This is a genomic window from Niastella sp. (assembly GCF_045805085.1).
Classification (GTDB): Bacteria; Bacteroidota; Bacteroidia; order Chitinophagales; family Chitinophagaceae; genus Niastella.
In genome coordinates this window covers 24,292-32,933 of sequence record NZ_JBJMLX010000317.1, presented here as the reverse complement: position 1 = coordinate 32,933, position 8,642 = coordinate 24,292, and the positions used below count along the sequence as shown (strand labels likewise).

Sequence of the window (8,642 nt, the reverse complement as noted above, 5' to 3'; positions counted from 1 at the left end):
CTGGTATTCAGGTCGTCCAGTACTTTGTTCCAGTTCTCAAAATCTTCGGTTTCTTCCCAAAGATCTTTCAGTTCTGAATTATTTTTGATCCGGTCGATGGCCTGCTGGCATTTGGCAACGATACCGCGAATGGTCAGTAACTGGGCCTTGTGTGCCTTTACCCAATCCTCCGCATCTTCGGGAAAATCTTCAGCCATCCGGTCTTTTGCGGTAGCTATGTACTCAATAGCGGCGAGCGCTTCTATGCACAGGTCCGAGTCGAGATAAGCGTCTTCTTCAATGGTTTTTATTACCTCTATAGCCGAAATTATCCGGTCAATGCCCTCTTCTTCTACGACTGCAACAAAATCTTGGGCGGTGTCATTATCGAAATTTGTATGTCCCCAGGATCCCATAATAAGGTGTTTAATATTAGATTTAAATGCAGGCAACGGGTGTTTGCCGAGGTGCAAAGAAACAAAGTTTGCAGTAAAATCTACTTTTCAGGGCCTTATTTTTACGCAACCTGTCAGGCGTTAGTATTTGTGTTTGTCAAACTTCTGAATACATCTTCCAGGCTTTGTCCACCGGATTGCAGGGAAATAATGTTGAGATTTTCCTGTAATGCAAGTTCCATTACCTGTCGTTGGGCTTCTTTGGCGTTGGTGCACACCAGTTCCCACTCGTTGGTGCTGATCTTGTTGGCTGTTTGCACGCTGCTCAATCTTTCGAGCCAGGCCGGTTCAAGCGGTTCTTTAAAGGTTACCCGCAGCAGGTTGTTGCTGGTAACCTGCTGACGCAGATTACTTAATTTGTCATTGGCCACCAGTTTGCCCCGGTTTATAATAATAACCCGGTCGCAAATGGCTTCCACTTCCTGTAATATGTGTGAGGAAAATAGCACGGTTTTGTTTTGCCCCAGGTTTTTTATCACTTCCCTGATCTCGACTATCTGGTTGGGGTCTAAACCCGTGGTGGGTTCATCCAGGATCAACACTTCGGGGTCGTGTATTAGGGCTGCAGCCAGTCCCACGCGCTGTTTATAACCTTTTGACAACTGGCCGATCTTTTTATTGCTTTCCAGGCTTAACCCAACGGTTTGGATCACGCCTTCTATGCGTTCTTTTTTTGTTTTGGCTGGAACACTATGCACATCTGCGATAAAATCGAGGTACTCGCGTACATACTGATCGTAGTACAGTGGGTTGGCCTCGGGCAGGTAACCAATGGTAGCCTTGGCCTGCAGTGGTCGTTCTTTTACGGCAATACCCGATACTAGGGCTTCGCCTTCATCTGGTTGCAGGTAACCGGTGATGATTTTCATAGTGGTGGATTTGCCGGCGCCATTGGGGCCCAAAAAGCCAACAATCTCCCCCTTGTTAACAGTAAAGCTTACGTTATCGATAGCTTTTTGCTCACCGTATATTTTGGTGAGGTTTTTTACTTCAATTGACATAATTACTGCGCAAATTAGGGAATTTAGCGGCATAAAAAAGCCCCCGACGATATCGTCAGGGGCGTAGCGTTATCTTATTAAAGCGTGCACTATCTTACAAATCGTCATACTCATACAACGAGTCAATATGGGTACCGGCCCGCATTTCAAATACCTGTTTTATGATCCCATCCTTTAACCCATATACCCAGCCGTGGAGGTCGGGTTTGTTGCCTTCTTTCCAGGCCCGTTGAATGATGGAGGTTTTGGCCAGGTTATTCACCTGTTCGCGCACATTCAGTTCAACCAGCCTGTCGGTGCGTGTTTCTTCATCTTTTATCATCTCCAGTTCTTCGCGGTGCAGGCGGTAGACATCCTTTATATTACGCAGCCACATATTCAGCACGGGCTTAAAGTCGTGTTGGGTAGCGGCTGCTTTCACCCCGCCGCAACCATAGTGACCACAAACAATAACATGTTTTACTTTCAGGTGGTTCACCGCATAATCGAGCACACTCAGCAAATTCACATCTGTGTTCACCACCATGTTGGCAATATTACGGTGTACAAATATTTCACCTGGTTGGGTACCCGTAATTTCATTAGCCGGTACGCGGCTGTCGCTACACCCGATCCATAAAAATTCAGGTGTTTGTATATGCGCCAGCCTGTTGAAATATTCGGGGTCATCATGTAGTTTTTCTGAAGCCCAGGCTTTATTTTCCAGTAATAACTTTTCGTATGTTTCCATGATCAGTTTTTTTAGTCTTATGATATTAATTGTCCTGACTATAATAGCATCCCTGTGGTGTTTACAAAAAAGCACAGGCCTTTCTTTCTTTTATACTTCGGCCATTTCTTTTTCAGGAACAATGGGTTTTGCCTTTGCTATTACTTTACTGCCGTTGCCAGAAAAGCCCTGTTCTTTAAAGTGGCTTTTTTTCAATTCAACAGTTATACCTTTCAGGGGTGCGTGTTTTAAAAAGTCCTCTATCACTTCCACTATATCCTTGTCAATAAAATCGGCGCGGGTGGCATCGATAAGTACTGAAGAATTTTCCGGTACCTGTTCAAGCCTGTTCTTAATGATGGGTTTATTCAGGAATGATACATCCTTACGTAAGCGGAACAAATATTTATTGGCATCGCTTACTACCAACACGGCCGATTTAAAATTACTGCGGATAACAAAGAACAAACCCACCACACAGCCTATTAAAATACCTTTTAACAGGTCGGTAAGCAATATGGCTGCAACAGTTAATACAAATGGTAAGAACTGATCCCAGCCCTTTTTATAGAATTTTAAAAACAGCGATGGTTTTGCCAGTTTATAACCGGTGAAGATAAGGATGGCTGCCAGTGCCGACAACGGAATAAGATTAAGCACAGCAGGAATAAAGGCTACTGATAACAGCAACAGGATACCATGAAAAATGGTAGACATTTTAGTTTTGGCGCCGCCGTTGATGTTAGCCGAGGTACGCACTACCACCGACGTGATGGGCAAACCGCCAATTAAACCTGACAACATGTTACCGGCGCCCTGTGCCATTAACTCACGGTTAGTGGGGGTTACCCGTTGATAGGGGTCAAGGTCATCGGAGGCTTCAATATTCAGCAAGGTCTCCAGGCTGGCCACAATAGCTATAGTGATAGCGGTTGTCCATACAACCGGATTCAGGATATGGCTGAAATCAGGAAATGTAAAGAAAGAGATAAACCCATTGAATGAATCAGCCACCGGAATTTTTACCAGGTGCGATTCTTTAATAACCATTTCAGGCGCTACTGATCTTAAGGTTTCATTGATGGCCACAGCGATCAATACCACAACCAGTGGACCGGGCACCAGTTTCAGGATCCTGGCTTTGGGGGCAATGTATTTTTCCCAAACGATCATAAGAGCCAGGGAAACAACACCAATCATCAACGCTCCGGGAAGTAAATGCCTGAGCGACCCAAACAAAGCACTAAAGGTATTGTCTCCGCTTGTTTGTGAAAAAGCTTCATCGCCGGGATAATCTTTATCATACCCCACCATATGGGGGAATTGTTTCAGGATCAATATAAGACCAATGGCGGCCAGCATGCCTTTGATAACACTGGAAGGGATGTAGTCGCCCAGAATACCGGCTTTTAAAGAGCCCAGGATGATCTGGAAAACCCCACCCAGCACAACGGCCAGTAGAAAGGCTTCATATACCTGTAATTTTCCAATGGCCACCACCACAATGGCTGTTAAACCGGCTGCCGGCCCGCTAACACTTAATTGGGAGCCGCTTAAAGCGCCAATAACAATACCGCCCACCATGCCGGCTATAATACCAGAGAACAAAGGAGCTCCTGAACCCAGCGCAATACCCAAACAAAGGGGAAGCGCTACCAGGAACACTACTACTGATGACGGGAAATCGTATCGCAATGCGCTTGCGTACTGTTTAACTTTCTGAAGCATATAAAATGTTTTATGAGAAGCACATGGCTTTCCCGGTTTGAATAGGAAATTCCTCCGCCACTGCGGAGTGGATCATCAAGAAATAAATTGAATTAATTGGGAAAATATCAGGCTTCCGGAGGGGGTGAAAAGGATTCCGGGTGAAAGATGCAGAGTTGTTCAGCTTCGTGCACTTTATGCTGAAATAACGCATTGGTCCAATCCGGATTTACCGGATTGTGATATTCGTGGATGAATTCTTCAGAAAGTGTAATGGGAGCGTCGGGCGATTTTTCATCGGGGCCGGCGGGATTGTTGTTATTGCAGTCGTTGGAATCGTCGTCGCCATCGGTACTGGCGCAAACAACCTGTGTTGAGCTGGCGCTTTTTGATAAATACAAAAAATTGATACCGGTGATCCAAACCAGCAAAAGCATCATGGCGATGGCCACGATCTTTTTTACTGCAGATACAGTATATGTTTTTTGTATTGTTTTATTCATGATTGCCAGTAACGATGTAAAAATAAGGTATCAATCCTTAGGTTACAAACGTTAAATTCTATTAACAATTGTAATCTGTGTTCAAACTATATAAAACCCCGCCTGTATATATTGGTTTACAAGCGGGGTTAAATATTGTTGGAAAAGAAATGTTTTAAATTTCTGTAGAGTTTTCCGGCAGGCGATCGTATTCGCCTTTAAACGCGTAATAGCCAAATATTATCAGGCCGATGGCGATCGGTATAAATATAATTACGAATACAGCCCATTGTATTATAGTATTGGTGACCGGGTTTTTTGAAATTTCCGCGGCAGCAGTTTTAATAAGATAATATATAGCAACAGGCCCCAACAGCATCCATACAATACCCAGCCATTTTTTTAATTGATTCATATGCTTGCTTTTAATATTATTTAATCGTTAACATCGGGATCTACGCGGTTGGAGATATACACAGCCCCGATGAAAAAACATACCGCGCCAATGATAATGGTATACCACAAGCCCGATAATTTATCTGATACATAAATAGTGGTGAGCAGGGTAGCAATAAAAGGTGTTAACCCGCCAAACACGCCATTGCCGATGTGATAGGGCAGCGACATGGAGGTATACCGGATGCGGGTAGGGAACAGCTCAACCAGGAAGGCAGCAATGGGACCATATACCATGGTCACATACAGGATCAGCACAAACATCCACATCACTATTTTACGATATGCTGCGGTGTCAAGCTTTTTTTCATTGTACACAGTGGCCGTTTTGGTAATTGCAGCACGGGCGGGGTCAGTCCATAAAGTGTCCTGTTTTACTTCATGAAACACGGCCCCATCTGTATAATGCACTTCCCAGGTGCGCAGATGAATGGAGTCGGTTTTGCTTTTCGGCAGCAGGATCGTTTTCTCCCCTAAAGATCTTCTTTGCTCTGTCAGTTCCGTTTTTCCTGCAGGCTGTGTTAAGTTGAGGAATTGTTTAAAAATATATTGATAAGAACATATTGCCAGCAGCATACCGATCAGCATGATCCATTTACGGCCTATTTTATCGCTCCAGCCACCGAATACAACAAAGAAAGGAGTGGCAAACAAAATAGCCCAAATGATAATGGTGCGCGACTGATCGAAGTCAACATGGCAAACGGTTTCCAGAAAACTTTGTGCATAGAACTGGCCGGTGTACCATACCACCCCCTGACCCATGGTGGCGCCAAACAGTGCCAGTAATACCATTTTAAGATTGGTTTTATGACCAAAGCTTTCTTTCAATGGATTGACCGATACTTTCCCTTCTGATTTTAGTTTGGCGAACAGGGGCGATTCGTTCATCCGTAAACGAATATAGATCGAGACGATCACCAACAGGATAGATGCCCAGAACGGAATACGCCAGCCCCAGTCGTTAAAGCGTTGAATAGAGGTCTCAAGATCGGGGGCCAGAGAGCGACGGGTGAGCAATATAACGCCCAGCGAAATGAATAAACCCAACGTGGCGGTGGTTTGTATCCAGCTGGTATAATAGCCACGCCGATGCGGTGGTGCATGTTCCGCCACATAAGTAGCGGCGCCGCCATATTCGCCACCCAATGCCAAACCCTGTAATAAGCGTAATAATAAAACCAGCAGCGGGGCTGCAAAACCGATAGTAGCATACCCGGGTACCAACCCAATGGCAAAGGTAGAACCACCCATTAGGATCAGGGTCAGCAGGAAAGTATATTTCCTACCAATCAAGTCGCCTAAACGGCCAAATACCAGCGCGCCAAAAGGACGAACAATAAAACCGGCTGCAAAAGTGGCCAGTGTGGAAAGAAGGGCGGCGGTTGGATTTGTTTTAGGAAAAAACTGTTCGGCAATAACGGTTGCCAGGCTACCAAAGATGTAAAAGTCGTACCATTCAATTAAGGTCCCTACTGATGAGGCAGCAATTACCTGCCAGATTGTTTTTGATTGCGATGGTTGCGTCATATGGGAAGCGGGTTCTTTAAGCATAAATATAAGGCACAGGGCTCAAGATACAAGGCTGAGGTTAAATGAACAAACTATTGTGGTTAGATACTAACGAATGTAAGGAGGAAGGCACAAGGCACAAGTTACAAAGCACAAGGTCTTATATTCGGAACGCCTGAGTATTATCGGCGATCTCAAGGTTGAGCGCTTGTACCTTGATTCTTGTTTTCTTGTGCCTTTTTATTCGTAATTTGACACCCTAATTTTAAAAGGGAAACAGATTGTTATGTCATATCCTTATCAGATAAAAACAGCGGACCAATACAAAACGGCGTACGAAAAAAGTGTAAACGATCCCGAAGGCTTCTGGGGTGAAATAGCTTCTACTTTTTACTGGCGTAAAAAATGGGATAAAGTGCTGGAGTGGGATTTTAAAAAGCCAACCATTAAATGGTTTGCCGGCGGTAAACTTAATATTACCGAAAACTGCATCGATCGTCACCTCGACACAATAGGTAATAAACCTGCTATCATTTGGGAGTCGAACGATCCCGATGAACATCACCGGGTATTAACCTATCGCGATCTGTACGCCAAAGTGTGTCAGTTTGCCAACGTACTTAAGAACAACGGCGTTAAAAAAGGCGACCGTGTTTGTATATATATGGGTATGGTGCCTGAGCTGGCTATTGCCGTACTGGCCTGTGCACGTATTGGCGCTATTCACTCTGTAGTATTTGGCGGGTTTAGCGCACAAAGCATTGCCGACCGCTTGCAGGATGCCAAAGCTGAATTTGTAGTTACCTGCGATGGCGCATTCAGAGGCAATAAAGAAATTCCATTAAAAGGCGTTATTGACGATGCCCTTGTACAATGCCCCTTTGTAAAACGGGTGATCGTTTTAACCAGGACCCGCACGGCGGTATCCATGATAAAAGGCCGCGATGTATGGTGGGAAGATGAGATCAAACGGGTGGAAACACAAGGCAATCCCGAGTGTGTGGCTGAGGAAATGGATGCGGAAGACATGCTGTTTATCTTATACACTTCCGGTTCAACCGGTAAACCCAAAGGAGTAGTGCATACTGTTGGGGGTTATATGGTGTATACCAATTATTCCTTTGTAAATGTATTTCAATACCAGCCAGGCGATGTGCATTTCTGCACGGCTGATGTCGGTTGGATAACCGGTCACAGTTATATTGTTTATGGCCCTTTAAGCGCCGGCGCTACCTCGCTGATGTTTGAGGGAGTTCCTACCTGGCCCGATGCCGGCAGGTTTTGGGAAATAGTAGACAAGTACAAAGTTAATGTATTGTACACCGCGCCAACAGCCATCCGCTCATTAATGGGCTTTGGGCTCGATCCATTGAAAGGCCGCAGCCTCGATTCCCTGAAAGTACTGGGTACCGTAGGTGAACCCATCAATGAAGAAGCATGGCATTGGTACGATGAGCATATCGGGAAAAAGAAGTGTCCTATTGTTGATACCTGGTGGCAAACAGAAACCGGCGGCATTCTTATTTCCAATCTGGCGGGTGTAACCCCGGCCAAACCTGCCCATGCCACCCTGCCATTACCTGGCGTACAACCGGTACTGGTAGATGAGAACGGGAAAGAAATTACCGGTAATTCAGTGAGTGGTAATCTTTGTATCAAATTCCCCTGGCCAGGGATCCTGCGCACTACTTATGGTGATCATGAGCGTTGCCGCCTGAACTATTTTGCTACGTATGAAAACCTGTATTTTACCGGTGATGGTTGCCTGCGTGACGAAGTGGGCAATTACAGAATAACCGGCCGGGTTGATGATGTGCTGAATGTAAGCGGTCACCGGATTGGTACGGCTGAAGTGGAGAATGCCATTAACATGCACGCCGGTGTGGTGGAAAGCGCCGTGGTAGGCTATCCGCATGATATTAAAGGACAGGGCATTTATGCCTTTGTTATTTACCAGGGAGCGCATGGTAACGATGATGCCCTGGCCCGTAAGGACATTACCCAAACAGTTGCCCGCATCATTGGCGCCATTGCCAAGCCCGATAAAATTCAATTTGTAAGCGGGCTGCCTAAAACAAGAAGTGGTAAAATTATGCGCCGCATCTTACGCAAGATTGCCGAAGGCGAAGTGGATAAACTGGGCGATACCTCTACCTTGTTGGATCCTGCTGTTGTAGATGAAATAGCCAAAGGAAGGTTGTAAAGAATAAATAAGCAAAGATGCTATCCACCAAAGGAGTAATTCTTTGGTGGATTTTTTTTCACCATAATGTATAAGAAGCGGAAAATAAATAGTTGAGGAAAAAAGAAAACCCCACTGGCTGGAGTATGTGGGGTCTTC

General features: G+C 45.2%; 8 protein-coding genes. 1 reads left to right on the top strand and 7 read right to left on the bottom strand.

Going from position 1 to position 8,642, the window contains the following annotated elements; translation table 11 throughout:
- The 7 genes from ACJ751_RS16610 to ACJ751_RS16580 all read right to left on the bottom strand — a co-directional run.
- On the bottom strand, window positions 1-395 hold a 395-nt coding region (locus ACJ751_RS16610), incomplete at its 3' end, for a DUF4259 domain-containing protein (RefSeq protein ID WP_407746643.1).
- A gap of 113 nt (window positions 396-508) precedes the next feature.
- Window positions 509-1,435, bottom strand: a complete 927-nt coding sequence (gldA, locus tag ACJ751_RS16605; protein WP_407746642.1) for a gliding motility-associated ABC transporter ATP-binding subunit GldA — start codon at window positions 1,433-1,435, stop codon at window positions 509-511.
- A 94-nt stretch (window positions 1,436-1,529) separates the two neighbouring features.
- Window positions 1,530-2,165, bottom strand: coding sequence for a carbonic anhydrase (locus ACJ751_RS16600; protein WP_407746641.1), 636 nt, complete (start codon window positions 2,163-2,165; stop codon window positions 1,530-1,532).
- Between the two features lie 90 nt (window positions 2,166-2,255).
- Window positions 2,256-3,872 carry a SulP family inorganic anion transporter gene (locus tag ACJ751_RS16595; protein ID WP_407746640.1) on the bottom strand — a complete coding sequence of 539 codons (1,617 nt, stop codon included), beginning with the start codon at window positions 3,870-3,872 and terminating at the stop codon, window positions 2,256-2,258.
- Between the two features lie 107 nt (window positions 3,873-3,979).
- Window positions 3,980-4,354: a hypothetical protein gene (locus tag ACJ751_RS16590; RefSeq protein ID WP_407746639.1), complete on the bottom strand. Its 375-nt coding sequence runs from the start codon at window positions 4,352-4,354 to the stop codon at window positions 3,980-3,982.
- Window positions 4,355-4,508: 154 nt separating this feature from the next.
- Window positions 4,509-4,748, bottom strand: coding sequence for a DUF6814 family protein (locus ACJ751_RS16585; protein WP_407746638.1), 240 nt, complete (start codon window positions 4,746-4,748; stop codon window positions 4,509-4,511).
- A gap of 20 nt (window positions 4,749-4,768) precedes the next feature.
- On the bottom strand, window positions 4,769-6,319 hold the full coding sequence (locus ACJ751_RS16580; protein ID WP_407746637.1) for an MFS transporter: 1,551 nt from the start codon (window positions 6,317-6,319) through the stop codon (window positions 4,769-4,771).
- Window positions 6,320-6,587: 268 nt separating this feature from the next.
- Between ACJ751_RS16580 and acs the strand changes: the two genes are divergently transcribed.
- Window positions 6,588-8,504 carry an acetate--CoA ligase gene (gene acs / locus ACJ751_RS16575; RefSeq protein ID WP_407746636.1) on the top strand — a complete coding sequence of 639 codons (1,917 nt, stop codon included), beginning with the start codon at window positions 6,588-6,590 and terminating at the stop codon, window positions 8,502-8,504.
- Window positions 8,505-8,642 lie beyond the last annotated feature (138 nt).